Source organism: Humibacillus sp. DSM 29435 (assembly GCF_001758225.1).
GTDB lineage: Bacteria > Actinomycetota > Actinomycetes > Actinomycetales > Dermatophilaceae > DSM-29435.
The window spans coordinates 1-26,043 of sequence record NZ_MAST01000034.1 but is presented as its reverse complement, the minus strand read 5'-3'; the positions used below and the strand labels follow the sequence as shown (position 1 = coordinate 26,043).

At 70.0% G+C, this 26,043-nt stretch carries 24 protein-coding genes and 1 pseudogene; 21 read left to right on the top strand and 4 right to left on the bottom strand.

Translation table 11 applies throughout. The annotated features are described in order from the left end of the window. Position 1: 1 nt before the first annotated feature. Genes BA895_RS16415 through araA form a run of 6 tightly spaced genes read left to right on the top strand, consistent with a single transcriptional unit; the run spans position 2 to position 7,895 of the window. Positions 2-1,294 carry an alpha/beta fold hydrolase gene (locus tag BA895_RS16415; protein ID WP_371327729.1) on the top strand — a complete coding sequence of 431 codons (1,293 nt, stop codon included), beginning with the start codon at positions 2-4 and terminating at the stop codon, positions 1,292-1,294. A gap of 38 nt (positions 1,295-1,332) precedes the next feature. Next, positions 1,333-2,853 (top strand): aminopeptidase P family protein, encoded by a 1,521-nt coding sequence (locus BA895_RS16410; protein ID WP_083283497.1) that lies wholly within the window; start codon positions 1,333-1,335, stop codon positions 2,851-2,853. A gap of 31 nt (positions 2,854-2,884) precedes the next feature. Beyond that, the gene (locus BA895_RS16405; RefSeq protein ID WP_254666517.1) at positions 2,885-3,922 is read left to right on the top strand and encodes a LacI family DNA-binding transcriptional regulator; all 1,038 of its coding nucleotides are present in this window, start codon (positions 2,885-2,887) and stop codon (positions 3,920-3,922) included. Next, positions 3,919-5,655: a ribulokinase gene (gene araB, locus BA895_RS16400; protein WP_070192967.1), complete on the top strand. Its 1,737-nt coding sequence runs from the start codon at positions 3,919-3,921 to the stop codon at positions 5,653-5,655. The genes BA895_RS16405 and araB overlap by 4 nt, the downstream gene beginning before the upstream one ends. Then, complete coding sequence (locus BA895_RS16395; protein ID WP_070192966.1) at positions 5,652-6,329, top strand: L-ribulose-5-phosphate 4-epimerase; 678 nt, start codon at positions 5,652-5,654, stop codon at positions 6,327-6,329. The genes araB and BA895_RS16395 overlap by 4 nt, the downstream gene beginning before the upstream one ends. 33 nt (positions 6,330-6,362) lie before the next feature. Next, a complete protein-coding gene (gene araA, locus BA895_RS16390; protein WP_070192965.1) occupies positions 6,363-7,895 on the top strand; it encodes an L-arabinose isomerase in 1,533 nt (510 codons plus the stop codon). A 51-nt stretch (positions 7,896-7,946) separates the two neighbouring features. Here araA and BA895_RS16385 read toward each other — a convergent pair whose 3' ends face one another. Then, on the bottom strand, positions 7,947-9,539 hold the full coding sequence (locus BA895_RS16385) for an aldehyde dehydrogenase (NADP(+)) (protein ID WP_070192964.1): 1,593 nt from the start codon (positions 9,537-9,539) through the stop codon (positions 7,947-7,949). 75 nt (positions 9,540-9,614) lie between these two features. Here BA895_RS16385 and BA895_RS16380 point away from each other — a divergent pair, with 75 nt between their 5' ends. From BA895_RS16380 to BA895_RS16325, 12 genes are all read left to right on the top strand, one after another. After that, positions 9,615-10,814: an FAD-binding oxidoreductase gene (locus BA895_RS16380; RefSeq protein WP_070192963.1), complete on the top strand. Its 1,200-nt coding sequence runs from the start codon at positions 9,615-9,617 to the stop codon at positions 10,812-10,814. Then, positions 10,811-11,086, top strand: coding sequence for a (2Fe-2S)-binding protein (locus tag BA895_RS16375; protein ID WP_070192962.1), 276 nt, complete (start codon positions 10,811-10,813; stop codon positions 11,084-11,086). The genes BA895_RS16380 and BA895_RS16375 overlap by 4 nt, the downstream gene beginning before the upstream one ends. Continuing rightward, on the top strand, positions 11,073-12,563 hold the full coding sequence (locus BA895_RS16370; protein ID WP_070192961.1) for an NAD(P)/FAD-dependent oxidoreductase: 1,491 nt from the start codon (positions 11,073-11,075) through the stop codon (positions 12,561-12,563). Before BA895_RS16375 ends, BA895_RS16370 begins: the two co-directional genes overlap by 14 nt. 113 nt (positions 12,564-12,676) lie before the next feature. After that, positions 12,677-13,576, top strand: a complete 900-nt coding sequence (locus BA895_RS16365) for a dihydrodipicolinate synthase family protein (RefSeq protein ID WP_070192960.1) — start codon at positions 12,677-12,679, stop codon at positions 13,574-13,576. 5 nt (positions 13,577-13,581) lie between these two features. Further along, a complete protein-coding gene (locus tag BA895_RS16360; protein ID WP_070192959.1) occupies positions 13,582-14,583 on the top strand; it encodes a proline racemase family protein in 1,002 nt (333 codons plus the stop codon). Positions 14,584-14,878: 295 nt separating this feature from the next. Continuing rightward, a complete protein-coding gene (locus BA895_RS16355) occupies positions 14,879-16,039 on the top strand; it encodes a branched-chain amino acid ABC transporter substrate-binding protein (RefSeq protein WP_070192958.1) in 1,161 nt (386 codons plus the stop codon). Positions 16,040-16,170: 131 nt separating this feature from the next. Next, positions 16,171-17,082, top strand: coding sequence for a branched-chain amino acid ABC transporter permease (locus tag BA895_RS16350; protein WP_070192957.1), 912 nt, complete (start codon positions 16,171-16,173; stop codon positions 17,080-17,082). Beyond that, complete coding sequence (locus BA895_RS16345) at positions 17,082-18,233, top strand: branched-chain amino acid ABC transporter permease (protein WP_070192956.1); 1,152 nt, start codon at positions 17,082-17,084, stop codon at positions 18,231-18,233. The genes BA895_RS16350 and BA895_RS16345 overlap by 1 nt, the downstream gene beginning before the upstream one ends. Then, positions 18,230-19,114 (top strand): ABC transporter ATP-binding protein, encoded by an 885-nt coding sequence (locus tag BA895_RS16340; protein ID WP_254666516.1) that lies wholly within the window; start codon positions 18,230-18,232, stop codon positions 19,112-19,114. The genes BA895_RS16345 and BA895_RS16340 overlap by 4 nt, the downstream gene beginning before the upstream one ends. Next, positions 19,111-19,824 (top strand): ABC transporter ATP-binding protein, encoded by a 714-nt coding sequence (locus BA895_RS16335; protein WP_070192955.1) that lies wholly within the window; start codon positions 19,111-19,113, stop codon positions 19,822-19,824. The genes BA895_RS16340 and BA895_RS16335 overlap by 4 nt, the downstream gene beginning before the upstream one ends. Further along, complete coding sequence (locus BA895_RS16330) at positions 19,814-20,887, top strand: proline racemase family protein (RefSeq protein ID WP_070192954.1); 1,074 nt, start codon at positions 19,814-19,816, stop codon at positions 20,885-20,887. The genes BA895_RS16335 and BA895_RS16330 overlap by 11 nt, the downstream gene beginning before the upstream one ends. A gap of 28 nt (positions 20,888-20,915) precedes the next feature. Beyond that, on the top strand, positions 20,916-21,614 hold the full coding sequence (locus tag BA895_RS16325; protein WP_070192953.1) for a GntR family transcriptional regulator: 699 nt from the start codon (positions 20,916-20,918) through the stop codon (positions 21,612-21,614). Between the two features lie 25 nt (positions 21,615-21,639). Here the strand turns inward: BA895_RS16325 and BA895_RS16320 are convergent, their stop codons facing one another. Beyond that, complete coding sequence (locus BA895_RS16320) at positions 21,640-22,092, bottom strand: aconitase X swivel domain-containing protein (RefSeq protein ID WP_254666515.1); 453 nt, start codon at positions 22,090-22,092, stop codon at positions 21,640-21,642. Beyond that, positions 22,073-23,368, bottom strand: coding sequence for an aconitase X catalytic domain-containing protein (locus BA895_RS16315; RefSeq protein WP_254666514.1), 1,296 nt, complete (start codon positions 23,366-23,368; stop codon positions 22,073-22,075). The genes BA895_RS16320 and BA895_RS16315 overlap by 20 nt, the downstream gene beginning before the upstream one ends. Before the next feature lie 127 nt (positions 23,369-23,495). Between BA895_RS16315 and BA895_RS16310 the strand changes: the two genes are divergently transcribed. After that, positions 23,496-24,434 (top strand): ornithine cyclodeaminase family protein, encoded by a 939-nt coding sequence (locus BA895_RS16310; RefSeq protein WP_070192951.1) that lies wholly within the window; start codon positions 23,496-23,498, stop codon positions 24,432-24,434. Between the two features lie 12 nt (positions 24,435-24,446). Here the strand turns inward: BA895_RS16310 and BA895_RS16305 are convergent, their stop codons facing one another. Then, entirely contained in the window at positions 24,447-24,899 is a 453-nt protein-coding gene (locus BA895_RS16305; RefSeq protein WP_070192950.1) for a hemerythrin domain-containing protein, read from the bottom strand. Positions 24,900-25,011: 112 nt separating this feature from the next. Here BA895_RS16305 and BA895_RS16300 point away from each other — a divergent pair, with 112 nt between their 5' ends. Then, positions 25,012-25,536, top strand: a complete 525-nt coding sequence (locus BA895_RS16300) for a peptidase dimerization domain-containing protein (RefSeq protein ID WP_070192949.1) — start codon at positions 25,012-25,014, stop codon at positions 25,534-25,536. A gap of 97 nt (positions 25,537-25,633) precedes the next feature. After that, positions 25,634-26,043 (top strand): annotated as a pseudogene (locus BA895_RS16295) (hypothetical protein); the annotation flags it as partial.

Genomic DNA, 26,043 nt, shown 5'->3' with positions numbered 1-26,043 from the left:
AGTGTCCACGACGATCGAGTACAACCTTCCCGGCATCCGCGTGCGTGAACAGGTGATCGGCGCACCGCTGCGGTGGGACTCGCCCGACGGCGAACAGCTCGAGCTCTTCGTGCGCGAGCTCGTCGACCCCGACAAGCGAGACGATGACCTGCCGCTGCTGACCTTTCTGCAGGGCGGCCCCGGCGGGTCCGGGCCCCGCCCGGTCGACCGCAGCGGGTGGGTCGACGAGGCACTGCAGACCTACCGGGTCGTGCTCGTCGACCAGCGTGGAACGGGCCGGAGCACCCCCCTCGAGGGCGCTGACCTGGGGGCGTTCACCACGGCGCAGGAGGAGGCCGACCACCTCGCGAACTTCCGAGCCGACTCGATCGTGCGCGACCTCGAGCTGGTGCGGCACGAGATCTACGGCGGGCGTCGCTGGGCGACCTTCGCGCAGAGCTTCGGCGGCTGGATCACGCTCACCTACCTCTCGCACGCCCCCGAGGGACTCTCGGCGTGCTACGTCGCGGGCGGCATCCCGGGAACCCCCGCGAGCGCCGACGAGGTGTACCGCCGCACCTTCGACCGGGTGGCGACCAAGACGGCCGAGCTCTACCGCCGGTACCCCCAGGACGTCGCGCTGGTGTCGGCGGTCGCCGACCGCCTCGCCGACGGCGACGTGCGCCTGCCCGACGGCGACCTGCTGACCGTGCACCGGTTCCAGTCGCTCGGCATCGACCTCGGCATGAAGCCCGGTATCGAGCGGCTGCACTGGTTGCTGGAGAAGGCGTTCACCCGGCCCGGCCGGCTGTCGGAGGCTTTCCTCGCCGACTGTCTGGCGCGTTCGTCGTCGGCGTCGAACCCGCTCTTCTGGTCGCTCCAGGAGTCGATCTACGGCGACGGCGCCAACGGCCCGACAGGGTGGGCGGCCCAACGCGAGCGCGACCGGCGAGCCGAGTTCGACCCGGGGCGAAGGCCGTTGCTGTTCACCGGCGAGATGGCCTTCCCGTGGATGTTCGACGAGGTGCGGCTGCTGCGCCCCTTCGCCGCTGCTGTGAACGAGCTGGCCCGGCGGCCCGAATGGAGCCCGCTGTACGACCTCGAGCGGCTGGCCTCGAGCGAGGTCCCGCTTGCCGCCGCCGTGTACTTTGACGACATGTTCGTCGACGCCCACCTCCAGCTCGACACGCTGGGGCGGCTGGGTTCGTCGCAGGCCTGGGTCACCAACGAGTTCGAGCATGACGGCATCGCCAGTGGCCGCGTGCTCACCCGGCTGCGCGAGATGGTGCGCGATCGCGGGGGCGAACGCCGATGAAGACCAGTGGAGTGACGACGACGACTGAGGAGCAGCCCATGCTGAACACCGCGACCGACCCCGCCGCAGTCCCGCAGGTCGCTGCTGACACCCCAGCGCGCGAGACGGGTGTCGTTGAGCCACAACGGGTTCGCCCTCCCTACGCCGACACCAAGCCGGTGCGACCGGGCGAGGCCAGGGGCTTCACCGACGCGATCGCCCACGGGTGGGGGAGCAGGCGCATCGAGCCGTCGCTGCCTTTGGGTGCCGCGGCCGCAGCCGAACAGCACCGTAGCCGGCTCAGCGAGCGGCTCACGGGCCACGACCTCGTCGTCTGCTCCGGCGAGGCGCCGAGACGCAACGGGGATGCCGCCTACGGTTTCCGGGCCGACAGCGACTTCGTCTGGCTCACCGGCTGCCAGGTCGAGGGCGCGGTGCTCGTGCTGCGCGCCTCCGGGTCGCGCCACGACGCCACCCTGTTCCTGCCCGCACCGGCGGGGCCGGGCGAGCCCGACTTCTTCGGAAGCGCGCTGCACGGCGAGCTGTGGGTGGGAGCCTCTCCGGGCCTGCGTGACTGGGCCGAGGCCCTCTCGGTCGGGGTGAAGAACGTCACCGAGCTTCCCGCCACGCTCGACGGCTGCCGGGGGGCGCTGACCACGCCCACCACGCCGAGCGCCTGGGTCGCCACCCACGGGCTCGAGGTCGACGGCAGCCTGTCGAGCCGACTGTCAGACCTGCGGATGGTCAAGGACGACTGGGAGATCGGGCAGCTGCGCCAGGCGGTCGACCACACGGTGACCGGGTTCGCGGCCGTCATGGCCGAGGTGCCTGCCGCGGTCGACGGGCTCGGGGAGCGCTGGCTGCAGGGCACCTTCGACCGGCACGCCCGCACGTTCGGCAACGGGCCGGGCTACGCGAGCATCGTCGGTTCGGGCCCCCACGCCCCGACCCTGCACTGGGTGCGGTGCGACGGACCGGTGCTCGCCGACTCCCCGTTGCTGCTCGACATGGGCGTCGAGGCCACCAGCCTCTACACCGCCGACGTCACCCGCACCGTGCCGCCGTCGGGCTCGTTCTCGCCGGTGCAGCGCGAGGTCCACGACATCGTCGAGCGGGCCCATCGGGCCGGGATGGACCAGGTTCGCCCGGGCGTTCAGTACTCCGATTTCCACTTCGCCTCCATGGAGGTGGTCGCGAGCGGGCTGAACGACATGGGCCTGCTCGGGGTGTCCGTCGACGAGGCGCTCTCACCTCAGGGGCAGCAGCACCGGCGCTACCTCGTCTGCGGTATCGGGCACCACCTCGGCCTCGACGTGCACGACTGCCTCTCCTCCGACCACGACCGCTACCAAGGGGCCCGGCTCGAACCCGGCATGGTGATGACGGTCGAGCCGGGGCTCTACTTCCACGCTCACGACGAGACAGTTCCCCCCGAGCTGCGCGGCATCGGTGTTCGGCTCGAGGACGACCTGCTCGTCACGCCCACGGGTGCCGAGGTGCTCTCGGACGCGCTGCCCATCGATGCCGCGGGTATCGAGCGCTGGGCCCAGCGACACCTCGCCGCCGCCAGTGGAGCCTGAGCGAGGGCCGGCGCCAGCCGCCGGGGCGGGCGTGAGGGAAGCGCTCACGGTGGAGCGCCGCCGCGCGGCGAGGCTCAAGGATGTCGCCGAGCTCGCCGGGGTGTCGCACCAGACGGTCTCTCGGGTGGTAAACCGGGCCGACGGCATCCGCCCCGAGACGCGCGAACGCGTCGAGCAGGCGATCGCGAGACTCGACTACCACCCGAACCCAGCGGCCCGCAACCTGGTGAGGGGTCGGTCGGGCACGCTCGGGATCATCACCACCGACACCGGCCAGTTCGGGCCGGCGAGCATCCAGCGGGCGCTCGAGATGGCGGCCCGCGAAGCGGGCTACCTCGCGAGCTCGCTCGTGCTGTCGTCGGTACGTCGCGTCGAGTTCGACTCTGCCGTAGAGCAGCTGGCCCGGTTGGCGGTGGAGGGAATCGTCGTCATCGCCGTGCACGACGATGCCCTCGACGTCGTGCGTTCGCGCGCGGGTGGGCCCCCGGTCGTGCTCGTCGAGGGTGACCTCAGCGGGTCGCGGCGCACGGTGGGAGTCGACCAGGTCGCCGGCGCGCGAGCCGCGACGCGTCACCTGCTCGACCTCGGCCACACCGAGATCGCCCACGTGACTGGCCCGCTCGAGTGGGCCGAGGCCAAGGCGCGACGCGACGGCTGGCGACTCGAGCTCGAGCACGCAGGGGTGACGAACGGCGAGGTCTTCGCAGGAGACTGGAGCGCCGCCAGTGGGTATCGAGCCGGCCGGCTGATCACCGTCAGGGGGCGCGCCACGGCGGTCTTCGCGGCCAACGACCAGATGGCCGTCGGTGTGCTGCAGGCCCTGCACCAGGAAGGTGTTCGCGTTCCGGAAGACGTGAGCGTCGTCGGGTTCGACGATATCCCCGAGGCGGCGTTCCTGATCCCCCCACTGTCGACGGTGCGGCAGGACTTCCGAGCGGTCGGGCAACGAGCCATCGAGTCTCTGACTGCCGCGATCCGCGGTGGCCCTGAGCCCCGTCCGCGACTCATCGACCCCGAGCTCGTCGTCCGCGCGAGCAGCGGGCCTGTCTCGAGAGGTGTCCGCCCATGACTGCCCGTGAAGCGACCAGAACCACTGAGCCCACCCCAACCAGTGAGCAGCCCGCCTACGTCGTGGGCGTCGACTTCGGTACGTTGTCGGGTCGAGCGCTGGTCGTGCGAGTGAGCGACGGGGCAGAGCTGGGCTCGAGCGTCCACGAGTACCGGCACGGGGTGCTTGTAAGCCGGCTCCCGGGCGGCACCGACCTCCCGACGGAGTGGGCTCTGCAGGTGCCGGACGACTATCGCGACGTGCTGCGTCACGCGGTGCCGGGCGCCATCGCCGAGGCGGGCGTCGACCCTGCTGACGTCATCGGTATCGCCACCGACTTCACGGCCTGCACGGTGCTCCCCACGACGAACGAGGGGATACCGCTCAGCGAGCTTGCTCAGTTCACCGACCGGCCACACGCCTACGTCAAGCTCTGGCGCCACCACGCCGCCCAGGGGCAGGCCGATCGCATCAACACGCTCGCCGCGGAACGGTCGGAGTGGTGGCTGCCTCGCTACGGCGGCCTGATCAGCTCGGAGTGGGAGTTCGCCAAGGCCCTACAGATGTTGGAGGACGATCCGGAGGTCTACGCCGCCACGGAACGGTGGGTGGAGGCCGCCGACTGGATCGTCTGGCAGCTCTGCGGAACGTACGTGCGCAACGCCTGCACCGCCGGCTACAAGGGGATTCGGCAGGACGGCGCCTACCCCTCCGCCGACTTCCTCGGGGCACTGAACCCGGGCTTCGCCGACTTCGCGACCGACAAGCTCGACCAGCCGATCGGTGAGCTCGGCGCGCCGGCCGGTGGGCTGACCGAGGAGGCCGCGGGGTGGACCGGTCTGCGGGCTGGCATCACCGTTGCAGTCGGCAACGTCGATGCGCACGTCACCGCCCCCGCCGCCCGGGCCACCGCGCCCGGTCAGATGGTGGCGATCATGGGCACGTCGACGTGTCATGTGATGAGCAGCGACGTGCTGCGTGAGGTGCCCGGCATGTGCGGCGTCGTCGACGGCGGTATCGTGCCCGGCCTGTGGGGCTACGAAGCCGGTCAGTCGGGTGTCGGCGACATCTTCGGATGGTTCGCCCGCACCTCCGTGCCCCCCGAGTACGTCCGGGCCGCCGAGCAGGCCGACCGGTCGGTTCACGAACACCTCACGGCGCTCGCGTCGCGCCAGGCCGTCGGTGAGCACGGGCTCGTCGCACTCGACTGGCACTCGGGCAACCGGTCGGTGCTCGTCGACCACGAGCTGTCGGGTCTCGTGCTGGGCCAGACCCTGGCCACCCGGCCCGAGGACGTCTACCGGGCGCTGCTCGAGGCGACGGCCTTCGGCACCCGGGTGATCCTCGAGACGTTCACGGCATCCGGCGTGCCCGTCACCGCGCTCATCGTCGCGGGCGGGCTGACTCGGAACGCGCTGCTGATGCAGATCTATGCCGACGTCACGGGGCTGCCACTGTCGGTCATCGGGTCGCAGCAGGGCCCCGCGCTCGGTTCGGCCATGCACGCCGCCGTGGCCGCCGGGGCCTACCCGAGCATCGCCGCGGCGGCCGACGCCATGGGCCGGGTGGATACAGACGTCTACGTGCCCGACCAGGCCCGGTCGGTGGCCTACGACGGGCTCTACGCCGAGTACCGGACGCTGCACGACTACTTCGGAAGAGGGGGCAACGCTGCCATGAAGCGACTCAAGGCCATCCGGCGCACCGCTATCAAGGGCCGGGCCGGGGTCGCGCCTGAGGGGGAGACGTCATGACCGTCGGCTCCGACGTGGCGGCCGCTGTCACGCAGCTTCGGGCCCAGGTGTGCGCCCTGCACGCCGAGCTGATGCGCTGGTCGCTCGTGGCGTGGACGTCGGGAAACGTCTCGGCGCGCGTGCCCGGCCACGACCTGATGGTGATCAAGCCGTCGGGCGTCGCCTACGAAGAGCTCACCCCCGAGTCGATGGTGCTCTGTGACCTGCACGGGCGCGTCGTCGACGGTGATCTCTCGCCGTCGTCCGACACCGAAGCGTCGGCCTACGTGTTCCGCCACCTGCCGCACGTGGGCGGGGTGGTGCACACGCATTCGACGTACGCCACGGCGTGGGCGGCGCGCGGCGAGCCGATCCCGTGCGTGCTGACCATGATGGCCGACGAGTTCGGTGGGCCGGTTCCGGTCGGCCCGTTCGCCCGTATCGGCGACGACTCCATCGGTCGGGGCATCGTCGAGACGCTTTCGGGCAGCACGTCGCCCGCCGTTCTCATGAGCAACCACGGCGTGTTCACGATCGGGGCCACGGCGGCGGCGGCGGTCAAGGCGGCGGTGCTGTGCGAAGACGCCGCTCGCACGGTTCACCTCGCTCGCCAGCTGGGCGAGCCGCGGCCCATCGACCCGGCCGACATCGACGCACTCCATGCGCGCTACCAGGGCCACTACGGCCAACGGTGAAACCATGAGAGCCGAACCTCGAGGAGCACAGAGATGACCTTGCCGACACCTCCAACGACCCCCACAACGACCCCGACCCCGCAGATCTGGTTCCTGACCGGAAGCCAGCGGCTGTACGGCGCGGAGACGCTGCGCCAGGTGGCGGAGCAGTCGCAGGTGATCGCCGACCTGCTGGGCGGCCAGGGTGACATCCCGGCGCAGGTGGTGTGGAAGCCGGTCCTGGCCGACGCCCCGGCCATCCACGCGACCATGCTCGAGGCCAACGCCGACCCGAACTGCCTCGGGGTCATCACCTGGATGCACACCTTCTCGCCGGCCAAGATGTGGATCACCGGGCTGGACGCCCTGCGCAAGCCGCTGCTCCATCTGCACACGCAGGCGGGGGTGGCCCTGCCGTGGTCGAGCATCGACATGGACTTCATGAATCTCAACCAGGCCGCCCACGGTGACCGGGAGTTCGGCTTTCTCGGGGCGCGGTTGTCGGTGGCGCGCAAGGTGGTCGCCGGGCACGTGGGCAACCCCGAGGTGAGGGAGCGGGTCGCCTGCTGGGCCCGCGCCGCTGCCGGGGTGAACGCGCTGCGCACCCTGCGCCTCGCCAGGTTCGGCGACAACATGCGCGACGTTGCAGTCACCGAGGGCGACAAGGTCGAGGCCCAGCTGCGGTTCGGTGTGTCCGTCAACACCTACGGGGTCAACGACCTCGTGGCGGTCGTCGACGCGGTCGCCGACTCCGACGTCGACGCGCTGGTCTCCGAGTACGCCGACACCTACCGGGTCGCGCCTGAGCTGCTACCCGGCGGCGACCGTCACGAGTCGCTGCGCGATGGTGCGCGCATCGAGGCCGGGCTGCGGGCCTTTCTGGTGGAGGGCGGCTTCCGGGCCTTCACGAGCAACTTCGAGGATCTCGGTGGGCTGCGCCAGCTGCCCGGGCTGGCGGTCCAGCGACTCATGGCCGATGGCTACGGCTTCGGCGGTGAGGGCGACTGGAAGACCTCCTTGCTGTTGCGGGCCACCAAGGTGATGGCCGGTGACCGCGCCGGCGGCACCAGCTTCATGGAGGACTACACCTACCACCTCGTGCCGGGGGAGGAGAAGGTGCTCGGCGCGCACATGCTCGAGGTCTGCCCGAGCATCGCCGGCGCGCAGCCCTCCCTCGAGGTGCACCCTCTGGCGATCGGTGATCGCGACGACCCGGTGCGGCTGCGCTTCACTGCGGCACCGGGTGCCGGCGTCGTGGTGGGCATGAGCGACCTCGGTGACCGGTTCCGCCTGACCCTGAACGAGATCGATGTCGTCGAACCCGACGAGCAGCTTCCCCTACTGCCGGTCGCGTGCGCGGTCTGGAAGCCGAAGCCGAGCCTCAGCATGTCGGCCGAGTCGTGGCTGCTGGCGGGTGCCCCGCACCACACCGTGCTGAGCACAGCGGTGGGGCTTGAGGAGTTCCGCGACTTCGCCGAGATGACCCAGATCGAGCTGGTCGAGATCGGTGCGTCGACCACGCCGCAGATCCTGCGGCAGCAGCTGCGGTGGAGCGCCGCCTACCACCGTCTGGCCGCCCGGCTCTGAGGGTGACGGGCCGGGTTCGGCATGATCCGAACCCGGCCCGCCGCCGTCGGGCTAGCTCGACGCCGGTAGCTGGAGGGCGCCGTCGAGGCGGCGCACCAGGCCCCAAGGGTTGTCGTCGCGCAGGGCCTCGGGCAGCAGGTCTTCGGGGAGGTCCTGGTAGCAGACCGGCCGCTGGAAGCGTTCGATGGCGAGCGTGCCCACCGAGGTCGTGCGCGAGTCGGAGGTCGCCGGGAACGGACCGCCGTGCACCATGGCGTGGGACACCTCGACGCCGGTGGGCCAGCCACCCCAGAGCACCCGCCCGGCCCGTGTCTCCAGCACCGCCAAGAGCGTCCGGGCGGCGTCGTGGTCGCTCTCGGTGCCGTGCAGCGTGGCCGTGAGCTGCCCCTCCAGTCGACCGAGCGCCGCTGCGAGAGAGGCGATCTCCTCGTAGCGCACGATGAGACCGGCCGCTCCGAACACCTCGGCGGCCAGGCTGTCGTCGCCGACGAACTGGGCGATCTCGGTAGAGAACACCACCGGAGCGGGGGCGTTCTGGCCCTCACCCTCGCTTCCGACGGCGACGGTGGTCACGGCGCCGGCGGTGCCGAGGCGTTCGGTGCCGGCCTCGAAATGATCGTGGATGCCGCCGGTCAACATGGTCTGCCCGGTGGTCTGGCGCACGGCGGCCTCGACCCCGTCGACGAAACGGTCTCCCGCTTCGCCGGCGGGGAGGAAGAGCAGGCCGGGGTTGGTGCAGAACTGGCCCGAGCCGAGCGTCAACGACCCCACGAAGGCCGTCGCCAGCTCACGGGCACGGTCGCCCTCGATCGAGCCCGGCAGCACCACCACCGGGTTGACCGACGACATCTCGGCGTAGACGGGGATGGGGGCGGGCCGGGCGGCGGCAGCCGCCACGAGGGCGAGACCGCCGGCCCGCGAACCGGTGAAGCCGACGGCCGCGATGGCCGGGTCACTTACGAGGGCGGCGCCGATCTCGTTGCCGAGGCCGAAGACGAGCGAGAAGACACCGGCCGGCATCCCGGTGCGGTCGGCGGCCACCGTGATCGCGCGCCCGACGAGCTCGGCCGTGCCGGGGTGGGCGTTGTGCGCCTTGACGACCACGGGGCAGCCCGCGGCGAGGGCGGAGGCCGTGTCGCCCCCGGCCGTGGAGAACGCGAGCGGAAAGTTGCTGGCCCCGAAGACGGCAACCGGCCCCAGCGCGATCATTCGCTGACGCAGATCGGGTCGGGCCAGGGGCGTGCGATCGGGCAGGGCAGGGTCGATGCGAACGCCGAGGTGGTCGCCGGCCCGCACGACCTGCGCGAACATCCGCAGCTGGCCGCAGGTGCGCCCACGCTCGCCCTGCAGGCGGGCGAGGGGCAGACCCGACTCGAGGTGAGCGGTGTCGACCAGCTCGTCACCGAGGCTCTCGATCTCGTCGGCGATGGCCTCGAGGAACGTAGCGCGCTCGTCGGGGCTGGTGGCCCGGAACTGCGGAAAGGCCTGTGCTGCAGCCTTGGTCGCGTCAGTGAGCTGAGTCTGGGTGAGGGCGGTGACCTCCGGGCCGATCTCGCCGGCGGTGGCAGGGTCGACCGCGCGGAACGTGCCGTCACTTCCGGGCGTCGGCTGCCCTGCGATGATCGAGTGTCCGGTGAGTGGCATGACGGCTCTCCCTGGGTACGAGCGCACCGAAGTTCGGTGCTGTGTAACATTACACACTATGCACAGGAGGCTCTCGTGAAGGTCATCGTCGTGGGCGCCGGCATCGTCGGTACCGCCTGCGCCGAGGCTCTGACCCGCGAGGGCATCGAGGTCGTCGTCGTCGACCGGCTGCCCGTCGGCGCGGGCACGACCAGCCGCGGCGAGGGCAACATCCTGCTCTCGGACAAGGCGCCCGGGGCCGAGATGGCGCTCGCCCAGCTCAGCCGGCGCACCTGGCTCGAGGTCGGTGACCTCGTCGGGCGCGAGTCGATCGAGCTCGAGGAGAAGGGCGGCGTCGTCGTCGCCACGACCCACCAGGGGCTGGGTTCGCTGATCTCGTTTGCCGACCGGCAGCGCGCTGCCGGTGTCATGGCGTTGGAGGTCGAGGACCCCCTCGTGCTCGAGCCGCACCTGTCACCGAGCCTGCCCGGAGCCATGCACTACCCCGAGGACATGCAGGTGCAGCCGGTGCTCGCAGCCTCCCGCATGCTGGTGCTGGCGCAGCAGCGAGGAGCGCAGTTCCGCTGTGGGCTCGAGGTGGCCGGGGCGCTGACCGACACGAACGGTGCGGTGAGCGGCATCCGCACCACGTCGGGCGAGGTCATCGAGGCGGATGCCGTCGTGAACGCCGCCGGCACCTGGGGCGGCGTCGTCGGCGAGCGTCTCGGCGGGCCGATACCCGTGCTGCCACGTCGCGGGTTCGTGCTCGTCACCGAGCCGCTGCCCCCGATGGTGCGGCACAAGGTCTACACGGCCGACTACGTCGAGAACGTGGAGTCGTCGGGGGAGGGGCTCGAGACCTCGTGCGTCGTCGAGGGCACCCACGGCGGAACGGTGCTCATCGGTGCCAGCCGTGAGCGTGTGGGGTTCGACACCAGCCTGCGGGTGGACGTCGTCGAGACGCTGGCCCGGCAGGCCATCGCGATCTTCCCCTTCCTCGCCGACGTCAACCTGCTGCGGGTCTACCGCGGGTTTCGGCCCTACTGCCCCGACCACCTACCGGTGATCGGACCTGACCCCCGCGCACCGGGGGTGCTGCATGCCTGCGGCCACGAAGGCGCCGGCATCGGGCTCGCCACGGGCACCGGGCGACTCATCACCGACTACCTCACCGGCGCGCGTAAGTCAGAGCCGGGCGCCGAGTTCGCGGCCCTGCTGCCCGACCGTTTCGTCGGCGCCGAGTCGGCGTCCGAGTCGGCGTCCGAGTCGGTGGCCGAGCAGGTGCCAGCCCTGTGAGCGAGTTCGACACCAGCTTCGATTTCGATGGCCGACGTGTGCCGTTCCGCCCCGGCCAGACGCTCGGCGCGGCTCTCGTCGCGGCGGGAACGACCGCCTGGCGCACCACCCGGCTCGAGGGTCGCCCGCGCGGACTGTTCTGTGGCATCGGCGTGTGCTTCGACTGCCTGTTGACCGTCGACGGCCACGCCAACCAGCGAGCGTGCCTCGTGGTGGCCCGAGACGGCATGACAGCGCTCACCCAGGAAGGAACCGGTCATGACGACACCTGACCTGACGCCCTCGGGTGCCGACCACGACGTGGTCGTCATCGGGGCAGGGCCTGCCGGGATGGCCTGCGTGGCCACGCTGCTCGCCGAGACGTCGCTCACGGTCGGGCTGGTCGACGCCGGGCACGGGGCGGGTGGCCAGTACTGGCGCCAGCCCGCCCCGGTTCCAACACCCCACCCCGGTGAGCCGGCCCCACGCCGGGCCGGCCTGCACCACGACCTCGCCACCTTCCACCGGTTGCGCGATGCGCTCGATCGTGGAGCGGCCTCGGGGCGGCTGGCGACGCGGTTCGCGCACCACGTGTGGTCGGTCACGGCGAACGACCCGGGGCCGGTGGCAGAGGGTGGCTTCGCCGTTCACGTGGTCGACCGCAGCGGTCGGCCGGGCGACGAGAGCACCAGCACGATCACCGGTCGGGCCCTCGTGATCGCCACCGGCGCCTTCGACCGCGCACTGCCCTTCCCGGGCTGGGACCTGCCTGGCGTCATGACCGTCGGCGGCCTACAGGCCCTGCTCAAGGCCGGCGACGTGGCCGCCGGTCGCCGCGTGGCCATCGGGGGCACCGGCCCGTTCCTGCTTCCGGTCGCGGCCGCGCTGGCCGCCCGAGGCAGCACCGTCGTGGGTGTCTTCGAGGCCAACCACCCCGTGAGGTGGCTGCGCGAGTCGCGGGCCGTGGCCCGCAACGTCGGCAAGCTCGGCGAGGGGGCCGGGTACGCCGCGACCCTGCTGCGTCACCGGGTTCCGTTACGCCCCAGGCGGATGATCGTGGCCGCCCACGGCACCGATCGGGTCGAGGCGGTCTCGGTGGCCCGGGTCGGGCGCGACGGTCGCCCGGTCGAGGGTTCGGCCGAACGCCACACCGTCGACGCCGTGGGCGTCGGCTGGGGCTTCACCCCTCAGCTCGACATCGCCGTGACCCTGGGTTTGCGCCTGACGCGCGACAGGGGCGGCACTCCGGTCGTCGAGGTCGACCGGCTCCACCGCAGCAGCCGGCCGCGGGTCTACGCGGCCGGTGAGACCTGCGGCGTCGGCGGCGCCGCGCTCGCGCTCGTCGAGGGTCGCCTCGCGGCGCGGGGGGTGGCCCACGACCTGACGGGCGCCGACCCGGCATCCCACCCTGCACCCGGCCCGGATGGGGTCGCGGCGGTGCGGCTGGGCGCCTTCGCCGACGCCATCATCTCGGCCCACCCGGTGCCGGTCGGTTGGGTCGACGCGCTGACCGACGAGACCATCGTGTGCCGCTGCGAGGAGGTGCGCTTCGGCGCCGTGCGGGCGGCGATCGAGGCTGGTGCCACCGATGCCCGTCAGGTCAAGCAGCTGACCCGCACCGGGATGGGCTGGTGCCAGGGGCGCGTCTGCGGCTACGCGGCGGCGCTGCTCAGTGCGGGTGCGCCGGGCGAGCCAGACGAACGGCTGATCGGCGCTCCCATGCCGCTGGGTGCTCTGGCCCAGACCGACGATCAGCACGATGCAATGTAATATTGCACTGAGAGTGCTGAAGCCCTAGAGTGACCTCATTCCACCCGGCACCACCGCCGGTGTCCTTCCCCACATTCTCAGCGACTCATCGCGCGAAACCCTCAGGAGCAGCAATGGCAGACACCGATCGCAAACCGTGGCACGGCATCCTGGTGGCGACCAGCCTGCAGTTCGACCGCGAGGGCGAGGTCGACTTCGGCGCCTACCGAGAGAACGTGGCCTGGCTCGCCGAGCAGGGGCTCGACGGCGTGGCGCCGAACGGCTCGCTGGGGGAGTACCAGTCGCTGTCGTGGGAGGAGCGCGACGAGGTCGTGAAGACCGCGATCGAGGCCGCTCCCGACGGTTTCGTCGTCATGCCCGGCGTCGGCGCCTACAGCGGGCGCGAGTCGAAGCGTCACGCCGAGGTGGCCCGCGACCTCGGGGCTCAGGCCGTCATGGGTTTGCCGCCGAACGCCTACCGCGCCGACGAGCGCTCGGTGCTCGAGCACTTCGAGCTGGTGGCCGGCGCCGGCCTACCGGTCACGGCCTACAACAACCCCATCGACACCAAGGTCGACCTCACGCCCCCGCTGCTGGCCAAGCTGCACGCCGAGGGGTTCATCGTCGGGGTCAAGGAGTTCTCGGGCGACGTTCGCCGCTGCTACGAGATCTCCGAGCTCGCGCCCGACCTCGACCTCATGATCGGTACCGACGACACCGTGCTGGAGGTGGCGCTCGCCGGCGCGAAGGGTTGGGTCTCGGGTTACCCGCAAGTCTTCCCCAAGGCCTGCATCGAGCTCTTCCGCGCGTCGGTCGCCCGCGACGTCGAGACGGCGCTACCGCTCTACCGCCAGCTGCACCCGGTGCTGCGATGGGACTCCAAGACCGAGTTCGTCCAAGCCATCAAGCTCGGTCAAGACATGATCGGTCGCAACGGTGGCGGATGCCGCCCGCCGCGGCAGCCGTTGACGGCCGAGACCGAGAAGGTCGTTCGCACGGCCACCCAGAACCTCATCGACGCGGGCATCGACTGACCGCAATGCGTTCTTCCGTCGTCTACTCAGCCGTCGACTCCCACACGGAGGGCATGCCGACCCGCGTCATCACCGGCGGGGTCGGCGTGCTGCCGGGTGCCACCATGGCCGAGCGCCGGTTACGTTTCATGGCCGAGCGCGACGACCTGCGAACGCTGCTCATGTGCGAGCCGCGCGGTCACGCGTCGATGTCGGGCGCGATCCTCCAGCCGCCGACCCGGCCCGACGCCGACTGGGGCGTGCTGTACATCGAGGTGTCGGGCTGCCTGCCCATGTGCGGGCACGGAACCATCGGCGTGGCAACGGTGCTCGTCGAGACCGGGATGGTGCCGGTCACCGAGCCCGAGACGGTGGTGCGCCTCGACACCCCGGCCGGCCTGGTGATCGCCCGCGTGCAGGTCACCGACGGGCAGGCCACGTCGGTGACGCTCGAGAACGTGCCGAGCTACGCGCACAGGCTCGACCAGGTGGTAGTCGTTCCCGGCTTTGGCAAGGTTCGCTACGACATCGCCTACGGCGGCAACTTCTACGCGTTCGTCAAGCTCGCCGACCTCGGTCTGCCCTTCGACCGGCAGGCCCGCGCGCGCCTGCTCGACGCCGGCCTGGCGGTCATGGACGCGATCAACGAGCAGAACCCCGTGGTGCATCCTGAGCAGCCCGAGATCGACGTCTGCCACCACGTCTACCTCGAAGCGCCCGACTCCACCCCAGAGCACGGTCGGCACGCGATGGCGATCCACCCCGGGTGGTTCGACCGTTCGCCCTGCGGCACCGGAACGAGCGCCCGGCTGGCGGTGCTGCACGCCCGCGGCCAGATCGAGGTGGGCCAGGAGATCGTCAACGAGTCGTTCATCGGGAGCCAGTTCTCGGCCCGCATCCTGCGCGAGACCACGGTCGGCGACCGCCGCGCCATCGTGCCCAGCGTCACGGGTCGCGCCTGGATCACCGGCACCGCGAACTACCTGCTCGACCCGACCGACCCCTTCCCCACCGGCTTCGAGCTCTGACCCTCCACCCCCTCCGACGAACCCCCCACCGTCGAGTGGCCACTTTCGTACGGTGGGTTCGGTACGGAACTGGCCACTCGACTGACTTCTCCCGTCGAGTGGCCACTTTCGTACAGGCAGACCCGTATGGAACTGGCCACTCGACTTGGGGTGGTGCCGGCCGATCACGGTTTGGTATCAGCGGGCCGTGTCGCCGTCGTGCCGCTGCGGTTGGTTCTAGGGTTAGTGCAATGTCACATGTCAAAATGCCCATTTCGACAACGGACGCCATCGGCGGTCGAGAGCGGAGAATCGCATGATCGGCAAGACTCGGATCGGTTTGGGGGTCACCGCAGTCGGGGTGGCGCTCGCGCTCGCGTCGTGTGGCGGCGGAGGGTTGACCAGTGACTCGCAAGGTGGCGCGGCCGCGACCACCGGCGACATCCTGCTGGGCATGGTCACGCCGCTCAGCGGCAGCAGCGCCGCGATCGGGCCCTACATGAAGAACGGGGCCCAGCTCGCCATCAACGAGCTCAACGCGTCGGGTGGAGTGCTCGGCCGCCAGCTCAAGCTCGTGGCCGAAGACGAGGGCTGCGACCCGAAGACCGCGGCCGCGGCCGCGGCCAAGCTCGTGACGGCCGGGATCTCCGTGTCGGTGGGTGGCTACTGCTCCTCGGCCACCCTTCCGACGTTGTCGATCTTCGGCAAGGCCAACATCCCGATGATCATTCCGGCGGCCAACTCGACCGACCTGATCAAGGACAAGCTGCCGAACGTCTTCCTGCTCAACGGCACCGGCGCCCAGCAGGCCCAGGCCGCCGCTGACTTCATGAAGTCGGCCGGGCTCAAGGCCGCCGCGCTGGTCGATGACAACACGTCGTACTCGAAGGACATCACCACCCGAACGGCGAAGGATCTCGAGGGCCAGAGCACCAAGGTCGTCAACCAGCAGTCGGTCACCGCGGGCGAGCAGGACTACTCGGCGGCGGTCACCGCGATCCTGCGGGCCAACCCCGACATCGTCTACTGGACCGGCTACTACCAGGAGGGCGGCCTGATCATCAAGCAGCTGCGCGCCGCCGGGTACAAGGGCAAGATCATGGTCGCCGACGGCTCGGTCGACAAGCAGCTGGTCACCATCGCCGGCAAGGACAACGCCCAGGGCGTGCTGGCCACGATGACCCAGACGCCGCAGACCATTCCGGGCGGCGAGACGTGGATCGCCAGCTACAAGAAGGCCTTCAACGCCGACCCCGGCCCCTACTCGACGCAGTCGTACGACGCGGTGCGGGTGGCCGCCGAGGCCATCAAGAACGCGGGTAACACCAACGGCAAGGACGTCATCGCCGCCCTCGAGAAGATCGACGGCTTCAAGATCTTCAGCGGATCGCTGAAGTTCACGCCCGAGCACACCCTCACCAACGGCGGGTTCGACATCCTCGTCGTCAAGGGTGACGACTTCGCGCTCAACAACTGACCGACCGGCTCCCGGGGCGAACGGCCCCGGGAGCCGCGGCGTGCTGACCGGCATCCGTGCTGCTGCACGCAGTTCGAACAGCCTGACACCGCCCGGACGAGCCTGAAAACCAGTTCGAAATCAGGAGTGCGATGGACTTCGAGTACCTCTTGCAGCTGATCCTCAACGGACTGTTCGTCGGTTCGTTCTACGGACTGGTGGCCCTCGGCTACTCGATGGTCTACGGCATCATCAAGCTGCTCAACTTCGCCCACGGTGACATCTACATGCTGGGTGCCTTCTCGGGCTACACCCTGCTGACGATCGGGGCCGGCGTCATCGGCGGCCAGGCCTCGATCGCTGTGCTGGTCGTCATCATGCTCATCGCGATGGTGCTCACCGGCACCGTCGGCCTCATCCTCGAACGGGTCGCCTACCGCCCGCTGCGTGGCGCACCCCGACTCTCGGTGCTCATCACCGCAGTGGGAGCGAGCTTTGCCCTGGAGTACGGCATCGCCGTCTCGTTCGGCCCCAACCCGCGGGTGTACCCCGTTCGGCTCGGCAACGAGGCGTTCACGATCTTCGGCGCACGCCTGACCTACGCGCAGCTCGCGATGATGCTGATCGCGGTCGCACTGATGATCGGGCTCGACCAGGCGGTGCGGCGCACCCGGTCGGGGCGGGCGATGCGCGCGATCTCGCAAGACCCCAAGGCCTGCCTGCTGATGGGCATCAACGTCGACAGCGTCATCACCCGAACCTTCTTCATCGGCTCGGCGCTGGCCGGAGCCGCCGGCGTCATGTCGGGGGCCTACTACGGCAAGATCGACTTCTTGATGGGCTTCATCATCGGGCTCAAGGCCTTCACGGCGGCCGTCATCGGGGGCATCGGCAACCTGCGTGGCGCCGTGCTCGGCGCGATCGTGCTCGGCCTGCTCGAGTCGTTCGGCACCGCCTGGCTCGGCAGCGAGTGGCGCGACGTGTTCGCCTTCGGCTTCCTCATCCTGTTCCTCACGGTCAGACCCACGGGCCTGCTCGGCGAACGAGTGACGGAGCGTGTCTGATGAGTATCGATGACGGCAGCCGCCCAGAGCGGCCCAGCAACAGCTCAGCCAACCGCAGCAGGCCGGATGCCGCTGACGCGTCCGGTTTCGTCAACGCCGTCGACGACCGCGGCGACACGAAGGTGGCCCTCGCCGGCTCGGGACTGGCACCGGGCAAGGCCTCGACGGTCAACCCGCTCAGCCGACTGATCAGCCACCCGTTGTTCGGTCTGGTGGTGGTCGTGCTGGCCATCGCCCTGCCGTTCATCAACTCCTCGGCCTACACCATCCGGATCTCGACCGATGCCCTCATCTTCGTCATGCTGGCCGTCGGCCTCAACATCGTGGTCGGCTACTGCGGGCTGCTCGACCTCGGCTACGCAGCCTTCTTCGCCATCGGGGCCTACACCGCCGGGGTGCTGACGACCACGTTCGGCTGGCCCGTCATCGCGACGATCCCGTTCGTGGTCGTGGCCGCCGTCATCGGCGGGGTGCTCATCGGTGGCCCGACTCTCCGGTTGCGCAGTGACTACCTCGCGATCGTGACGCTCGGCTTCGGCGAGATCGTGCGCATCACCGCCAACAACCTCGACTTCACCGGCGGCCCGAACGGAGTGTTCGGCATCCCCGACTTCGGGGACTTCGGGCTACGGGCCGACATCGCGACGTACTGGGTCGTGACGGTCGTCGTCGGCCTGGCGGTGCTCGCCTCGGCCCGCCTCGGGCGCGGCCGGCTGGGCCGCGCCTGGCGCTTCGTTCGCGAGGACGAGGACGCAGCCGAGGCGATGGGCATCCATACCTACCAGGTGAAGTTCGCGGCCTACGTCACCGGTGCGATCTTCGGGGGCCTGGCCGGCGTGCTCTTCGCCGTGCACCAGACCGCCATCTCGCCCCCGAGCTTCAACTTCCTCTACTCGGCCCTCATCCTCATGGCGGTCGTGCTCGGTGGCATGGGCTCGACCCCGGGGGTCGTGGTCGGCGCCATCGTCATCGCGCTGCTCCCCGAGCTGCTGCGCGGCGCCGAGAACTGGCGCTACCTCGTCTTCGGGGTGCTGCTCATCGTCGTGATGATCTTCCGCCCGCAGGGCATCTGGCCGCACCGGGTGGGCGAGAAGCCGGCGAAGGCCCGTAGGAAACGTGTGGTCGAGGACGAGCCGGAGGTGATCCCGTGACCGCACCGGTCGGCATCCGGGAAGCGCCCGGTGAGAACGCGCCACGGCTGCTCGAGGTCGAGGCCATGACCGTCGCCTTCGGCGGGGTGACTGCTGTCGACGGTCTGAGCTTCGGCGTCAACGAGGGTGAGGTGCTGTCGGTCATCGGCCCCAACGGGGCGGGCAAGACGAGCGCCTTCAACTGCATCACCGGCTTCTACAAGCCCTCGGGTGGCCACGTGCGGCTCGGTGGCGTCGACATCACCGGCAAGCGCCCGGCCCGGATCGCCGCGATGGGCGTGGCCCGGACCTTCCAGAACCTCAGGCTGTTCGGCGAGCTGAGCGTGCTCGACAACGTACGTGCCGGGATGCACGTGCGCATCAAGCAGAACGCCTTCGACGCGATCCTGCACACTCCCCGCTACCACCGCAGCGAGCAGGAGGCGACCGACGAGGCGAACCGCTGGCTCGACTTCGTGGGCTCCCGGGGCAATCGGTACAACGAGGTTCGCAACCTGCCCTACGGTGAGCAACGCCGGGTCGAGATCGCTCGCGCACTCGCCCGCGAGCCGCGGATGCTGCTTCTCGACGAGCCCGCAGCCGGGCTGAACCACAACGAGAAGGAGCAGCTGCTAGACCTGCTGCGCCGCATCAGCGACCTCGGCACAGCGGTCGTGCTCATCGAGCACGACATGGGCCTGGTCATGCAGGTCTCCGAGCGCATCGTCGTGCTCAACTACGGCAGGGAGATCGCTGACGGCACCCCGACCCAGATCCGCAGCAACCCGGCCGTCATCGAGGCCTACCTGGGCGCCGGCGACGACGTCGAAGAAGAGGCCGAGAAGATCGCCCACCAGAGCGACGACCAGATCTTCGGCCGGACCGAGGGAGAGCAGGCATGAGCAACGTGCTCGAGGTTCGCGACCTCGTCGTCAGCTACGGCAAGGTCGAGGCGCTCAGGGGCCTGTCGCTGACGGTCGGTGACGGTGAGACGGTGTCGCTGCTCGGCAACAACGGCGCCGGAAAGTCGACCACGGTCGGAGCCATCTCGGGGGTCGTTCGCGTTACCTCGGGAACGATCACCGCGTTCGGCAAGGACGTGACCAACGCCAAGCCCTGGGACCTTGTCGAGATGGGCATCATCCACGTGCCCGAGGGGCGACGGATCTTCTCGCGGCTGACGGTTCACGAGAACCTGCAGATCGGGGGCTACGCCGTGAGCGACACCTCGGTGATCAACCAGCGCATCAAGCAGGTCTACTCGCTGCTGCCACGGCTCGCCGAACGGCGCTCGCAGCAGGGCGGCACCCTCTCGGGCGGCGAGCAGCAGATGCTCGCCATCGGCCGGGCCATGGTGTCGGGCCCGAAGCTGCTCATGCTCGACGAGCCGTCGATGGGGCTGGCGCCGCTCATGGTGGCCCAGGTCATGGACGTCGTGAGGGACATCCGAGAGCAGGGCACCTCGGTGCTGCTCATCGAGCAGAACGCCCGGTCTGCCCTGCGGGTGGCCACCCGTGGTTACGTCATCGACTCCGGCGTGGTCACCATCGAGGCACCGGCCGAGCAGCTGCGCGCCGACCCGCGGGTGGTGGAGGCCTACCTTGGGAAGTGACGACCGGATCCTGTTCGAGACCGACGACTACCACACCGGCGGCGAGCCGTTCCGGATCGTCGCGCCCGGTGCAGTGGCCCTCGAGGGGCATGGTGTGGCCGACAAGCGGGTCAAGGCCATGGCCAGCGAGTCGGTGCAGTTCGCGCGGGCCCTGCTGTGCAGCGAGCCACGCGGCCACGCCGACATGTACGGCGGCTTCGTCACCGAACCCGACGACGAGGGTGCCGACCTCGGGGTGCTGTTCTGGCACAAGGACGGCTTCTCGACCGCGTGCGGTCACGGCACCATCGCCCTCGGGGTGTGGGCGGTGGAGACCGGGCTCGTGCCCAGCCAGCCCGACGGCATCCGCGACGTTCGTATCGACGTGCCCTCCGGGCGGGTCACGGCTCGCGTGGCCTTCGACGCCGGAGCGATCACCAGCGTGTCGTTCGTCAACGTGCCCAGCTGGGTGCACGCAACAGGCGTCGACGTGGGCACCGACCGTGGCGCCGTGACGTGTGACATCGCCTTCGGTGGTGCCATGTATGCCGTCGTGCCGGCTTCGGCGGTCGGCCTCAGGGTGCACCCCGACGACCTGACCGACCTGATCCGCACCGGACGCCGGATTCGCAACGATCTCAACGCAGCCGGGGCCGCCGAGCATCCCAATGACCCTCGGCTGTCTGGTGTCTACGGCATCATCTTCACCGAAGACGTCGACCCCGGCGATGCCGTCGCAGCCGCCCCGGTGGAGGGCCTCGGCAGCGAGGGGGCACTCCACCAGCGCAACGTCACCATCTTCTCCGACGGGGAGGTAGACCGGTCACCCTGCGGTTCGGGAACCGCCGCCCGCGTGGCCCAGCTCATGTCGCAGGGCCGGCTCAAGGAGGGCGAGCTGCTCGTGCACGACTCCATCGTCGGCAGTCGCTTCCACGCACGGGCCGTGAGCCAGGGTGTGACAACGACTGCCGATGGCCACCACGCCGTCGTCGTCGAGGTCACCGGCACGGCGCACCGCTTCGGTCGCAGTCACTTCACCGTCGACCCGCGCGACGTGCTCGTGCCCGGGTTTGTCCTGAGATGATGGCCGTGTCCATTCGACAGGGGAGCCCATGACCACGACACCGACGGCGGCCGAGGACGCGCTTACGCTGCCCAGCTTCGACAACCAGGCGAACCTGCGTCAGCAGGTGGCCGACGCGTTGCGGGCCCTGCTCATCACGGGCGCCATGAAACCCGGTCAGGTCTATTCGGCCCCCAAGCTCGCGGCCCGCTTCGGCGTCTCGGCGACCCCGGTGCGCGAGGCGATGCTCGACCTCGTCAGCGAGGGCTTGGTCACGGTGGTGCGCAACAAGGGGTTCCGCGTCACCGAGCTCGACGACAAGGAGCTCGACTCCATCGCCGAGCTACGCGGCCTCATCGAGGTGCCGGTCATGGGCATGGTCGCCGAGGAGTGCGACGAGACGCTGGCGATCGAGGTCGAGCGATTGCGGCCACTGGCGATCGAGATCACCAAGGCGGCGGCCTCCGGCGACCTGCTCACCTACACCGAGGTCGACAACGAGTTTCACAGCAGGTTCCTCGCCCTGCACGGCAACCCGCGCGTTGTGTCCGTCGTGCACGACCTGCGGCTGCGGTCACGCCTGTTCGGACTCGAGTCGCTCGCCGCGGCGGGTGTGCTGGCCCAGATGTCGCAGGAGCACGAAGAGATGGTCGACGCTGCGCTGCGCCGCGACGGTGACGGCATGCGTGAGGTCATGAGCCGCCACATCGGCCACATCCGCTCGACCTGGGCCGGGCGCAACGCCTGACGACGCTGCCCCTCTGGTCGAGTGGTCAGTCAGGCAGTGTGACCGACCCGTGGTCGGTGGAACAGTCGACGGTGACGGCGAGCCCCGTGGGCAGTTCGGCGAGCTCTTCGGCGGTGACCAGGGCGACCGGCATGTCCGACCCGTAGAGCTCACGGGCCACGATGGCGCCCAGCACGACGATGGCGTCACGCTCGGCCAGCACGATGGCGGCTGGGCCGCACTGCTGCCGTAGCTGTTCGGCCAGCACGTACGAGCTCGAGCTCGACCCGCGCCCTGCGCGCATGACGAGCACCCTGCCCGTGACCGACTGCCCCCGCTGGGGGTGGTGCGCGTCGATGATCGTGCCGTGATGGTCGGTGCCGCCCCAGAACGACAAAGGCGTGTCGAGGTGCAGCACGGTGCCCGACGCGTGGCCGGCGTGCAGCGGCACCGCACTCAGCGGCATCCGGGATGCCGCGTCAGCGGAGCTCGTCGTCATCGATGACCACCCTTCCGGCGCGGGCGGATTCGACGCACTCACGCAGGCTGGCCATCACGACGTCGACGCCGAGGTTGCCGGGTGCGTAGTGGGCCCACTTGCCGCTGTTGGTCATCGCGACCTGGGCCTGAGGTCGCAGGATCGACGTGACGTAGGTGCACGTGTCGGTGACGACACGGATACCGTAAGCCTCGAGAACGTCCCGGTGGCCGCGCTGCTGGGCCAGCGCCCAGACCGAGCGCCCGGTGGAGACGTAGAAGTCGACGCCCGACGCCATCTCGGGGCCGTCTTCGAGTAGTGCTGCCAGGTGGGCGATCTCATCGATGGACGCGTGCGGCGTGCCGACGCTCACGACGTCGAGGCGCCCGTCGGATGCCGTCGTCAGCTCGCGCCGCGCCTGTACGAGGTCGTCACTTGTGAGCGTGATCGTCTCGGTGGGTGATCGGCCACCGAAGGCGATGTCGACGGTGGCGGCCTCGGGGGTGACGCCGACGACGTGGAACATCGCCACGCCGCCCGAGGAGGCAGCCGCTGCGCCGAAGGCCTTGAGGGTGTCCTCACTGGTCTCTGAGGGCATCCCGATGAGAACGGGGTTGGACGTGCCGACCCGAGACCCGACGAGGTACCCGAGCAGGGGGCCGGCGAGGTCGCCGCGCAGCACACGGTCGGGAATGGCGGTGACGTCGACCAGCACGTCGCCCAGCCGCGCCTCGTCGGTGTGCAACCCGGCAAAGGGGGCCCGCCCGGTGATGGCGGCACAAATGTCGAGAAAGTCGCCGTAGCGGTCGGTGCGGGCGCCGAGCACCGAGTTGCAGAAGGCGATGGCGTTCGACTCGGCCCATGCGACGTTCACCCCGAGGCCGGGGCGGGCGTCGAGCTGGTAGGGCGCGCAGGTCCACGTCGCTCGGGCACCCATGGCCAGGTAGGCCTCCATGAGTGCTCGGCCACCGATGCTGACCTCCTGCTCAGCCGGGGTCTGGTTGCGCACGGTGCCAGGGTGCAGCAGGTCGATCGACCCGACGTTGAGGGTGGTCGGCACCCGCACCGTGGCCCCGAGATCGACCAGCCGAGAAGCGAAGTCGAGCCCCGACTGCCCGTGGAAGAGGCAGCCGTCGATGTGGGCCGACTCGATCTTGACGAGCCGGGGCGCCTCGTGCACGCGGGCCAGACCCACCACGACGCGCATGGCCATGGCGATGCCGTCGCCTTGTTCGCCGTCGAGCATCGACTGCTCGTCGGGCGTCAGCTGCAGGGTCGGACCCGTCGGGTCATCCACGATGAGTCACCTTCTGTCACTTAAGATCGCGTGACGAACCTAGCAGCCCCATGATCGCGAACGAGGTTGGGGGAGCAAGTCGGTGCGGCGTGTTGACCGCCCCGTCCCGACGACGAAGGAGTGCGCGATGGAACTGCCGTTCATCGACGGCCCGCAGCTCGAGCAGATGCTGAGCTGGGCGGTGGTGATCGACTCCCTGGAGGCCGCGCTGGCCTCGGGGGCGGCGCCGGGCAACACGCCTCCGCGGTCGTTCACGTCGGTCGGTTCGGGCCAGTTGATCCTCATGCCCGGCGAGGTCGGAGCCGACGTCGGCGTCAAGGTCGTGTCGGTCGCGCCCGGCAACTCCGCCCGCGGGCTGGCTCGCATCCAGGGGGTCCACATCGTGTTCGACGGTGACACCCTGCGACCGCGGGCCCTCCTCGAGGCCGCCACGCTCACCCTACGTCGCACGGCCGGGCTGTCGGCCCTGGCGGTCAAGCACCTTGCGCCGGATGCCGCCGACTCACTGCTCGTCTTCGGCACGGGCCCGCAGGCGCTGGCCCACGTCGGCGCTATCAACGAGGTGCGGCCGCTCCGCGAAGTCGTGGTGGTCGGGCGTCGGGCAGCGGTGGTTGCCGACGTGGTCGGTCAGGTCGAGGCGCTGGGTCTGCGCGCTCGGGCCGGCACCCCTGCTGATGTGGCCGGCGTCGACGTCGTCGCCTGCTGCACCAGCGCGGTGGCGCCACTGTTCGACTCAGGTCTGTTGCGCCCCGAGGCGTGCGTCACTGCCATCGGCTCGCACGACCCGGCTGCCCGCGAGGTCGACAGCGCGCTGGTGGCCAGCGCGACGGTCGTCGTGGAGACCCGTCAGTCGGCGCTGAGCCAGGCCGGCGACATCCTGCTCGCAGTGGCCGACGGGGTGCCCGAGGCGGTCGCCATCACCGGCGACCTGGCCGAGCTGGTGCGCGGAGCGGTGCGCCCGGCATCCGGAAGGCCACGTCTGTTCAAGGGCGTCGGGGAGGCATGGAGCGACGTGGTGGTCGCCGCCGCGGCGGTCGAACGGATGCTGCGCAGCGAGACCGGCTGACCCGGTGAGAGGTCAGCGGGCCTCGCGCTGGGTGCTGAGGGCGGCGGGGGTCAGGTCATCGACCTCGTCCCACTCGGGGCCGCCGAGGTGGATGGCCGCCGCGGGGAACAGGCCGTTGTCCTCACGGTCCATGTGGTCGCGCAGCACCTTCTCCAGCTCGGGATAGACATCGAGCTGACCGGCTGAGATCTGCCTGAGCAACGACTCGATGAGCTGGTGCTCGCCGCACAGCCGGGCGATGTGGTCGGTGAACACCTCGTCACGGGCTAGCACGGTGAAGAGGCCGACCTCCTCCGAACCGGTATGCGGTAGCAGGTGTTCGCCGAGGGTCACGGTCGCCGCGCGTCGGCGTTCGTCGTCGTGCAGAGAGTCTCTGAGCACACCGAGGTGGTTGATGATGTGCTCGTGCTCGGTCATGAAGCGGCCGACGACGGTGATGTCACGGCATCCGCAGTAGTTGCACATGCCTCATTGTGGCGGGCCCGAGCCTCGCGATGGTGGGTTCTCGTGCGCGTAACGGCGCCAACGAGCCTCGCGGGAGACGGGCGGCACCGAGACCGCCGTCGTAGCCGTCGGCATGATCACGGGCGGAACGAACAACAACATCATTCCCGACGAGGCCGAGCTGCGACTCAACGTGCGCAGCTACTACCCGAACGTGCGCGCCCGCACCCTTGCCGCGATCACGCGCATTGCTCAGGCCGAAGCGGCTGCCCCTGTTGCGCCTCCTGCCACGGTCGACCACACCGACTACTTCCCGACGCGAATGAACGGCGCCGATGCCGTCGACCGCACCCGGGCGGCGTTTCAGGCGTGGCTCGGCGCTGACCGGGTCGTCGACCCGGGCACCATGACGGGCAGCGAGGACGTCGGTGTGCTCGCCGAGAGCGCGGGCGTTCCGTGCGCGTTCTGGTTCCTCGGCGGCGCAGACCCCGCCCTCTTCGCAGACGCCAACGGGGTGGCCGAACTGCTCGAGGTGGTTCGGGACCTGCCGAGCAACCACTCGCCGTTCTACGCGCCCGTCATGGAACCCACCCTGCGCCTGGGGGTGGAGGCGCTGCTGACTGCCTTCAAGGCGTGGGCTCCGGCGACAGTGGGCTGAGGATTTTTGGCATCGGGCATTGAAACACGAATATTTGCAGACGTATTCGCGGTCTCCTCTCTGGTGTTGAGTGACCAAATCAGGTAGAATCGAACACATGATCGATAGTGCGAGTGGGGTGACGACCGGGGAGCTTGACTCCCTGGTCGCAGCCCTGGCTCGCCTCGATGAGAAGGTCGATGACGCCGAGAGGGTCGAGCAGCTGTCGGCGCTAGAACGGCTGAAGTCTGCGGTCGCGGCGGCGCAGGTGCGGGTCACGGTGGGGTTCGTGGCCTCGCAGGAGCAGATCGCTGATGGGTGGCGTGAGCACGGCAGGGCGTGTTCGGATGCCGGTGACTTCGACGGGTGGCGCCAAGCGCGGGACAACGCCCGCCGGGCCTCGCTGGAAGAGCCCTCCCCGGCGAACCCGGCCAGTGAGGGCTCGAGTGGTGGCGGGAGGGGCCGGAAGCGGCCGGTGTTGGCGAACGGGATCGCGGCGCAGGTCGCGTTGGCGCGGGCCGAGTCCCC